The following is a 735-nucleotide window of genomic DNA, read 5'->3' as shown; positions in this document are numbered from 1 at the left end:
AGAGGGCGACCCGGTGAGGCTCACCCGGCCGCCCTCTGTCCTGCGGAAGTTTCAGCCCGCGAAGAGACTCGTGTTGGTCTTCTCGGTCTGGATGTACTCCTGCGTGGACTCCTCGAGGGCCTTCTTGATGTTCTGCAGGATGTTCGTCAGGTCCTGCGCCGCGCGCGTCCACTGCTGCTGACGCTGCTGGTAGGCGTCCTGAGCGGCGCCGTTCCACGTCGCGACCAGCGGCTTCGCGGCCGAGCCGAGGTCGTCGAGCTGGGTGTGCAGCGCGCTGATCGCGGAATCGATGTGCCCGGCGGCCGCCTGCAGCTGGCCGAATTGAACCAGGAGCTCTGCCATGGTGGAAACCCTCCCCTTGCCTACAGCGGCAGCTTGACGGTGGCGCCGCCCTGGAACGCGTTCAGGCGGTTGGCGGACTCGGCATCCGACGACGAGTAGAAGGTCCCCGCCTTCTCGATGGCCTGGGCCGTCTCGTCGAGCGCGCGGTGCAGCGTCGACATGTCCTGGCCCCACTGCAGCCGAGCGTTGTCGAACGCCTGGGCGCCCCGGCCCTTCCAGCCCGCACGCAGGCTCTCCAGCTCGTTCATCAGCCGCGTGAGCATGTTGGCAAGCTCGCTGTTGGTCGATCGGAACTTGTTCGCGGTCTGGGCCATCACCGCAGCGTCTGACTGCGTCTGCTCAGCCAACCGGATCCACCCCGTCTCTCACTTCAGTCATCAGGTCGGTCGATGT

General features: G+C 66.4%; 2 protein-coding genes. Both read right to left on the bottom strand.

The features are described 5' to 3' along the window. Window positions 1-51: 51 nt before the first annotated feature. Window positions 52-342: a WXG100 family type VII secretion target gene (locus HC031_RS32250; protein WP_167926823.1), complete on the bottom strand. Its 291-nt coding sequence runs from the start codon at window positions 340-342 to the stop codon at window positions 52-54. 20 nt (window positions 343-362) lie between these two features. Beyond that, a complete protein-coding gene (locus HC031_RS32245) occupies window positions 363-689 on the bottom strand; it encodes a WXG100 family type VII secretion target (RefSeq protein WP_277349877.1) in 327 nt (108 codons plus the stop codon). Window positions 690-735: the final 46 nt, after the last annotated feature.

Origin of the sequence: Planosporangium thailandense (assembly GCF_011947195.1) — a bacterium.
Taxonomy (GTDB): Bacteria; Actinomycetota; Actinomycetes; order Mycobacteriales; family Micromonosporaceae; genus Planosporangium; species Planosporangium thailandense.
The sequence above is the reverse complement of the archived record's forward strand: the minus strand, read 5'-3'. Positions and strand labels throughout refer to the sequence as shown.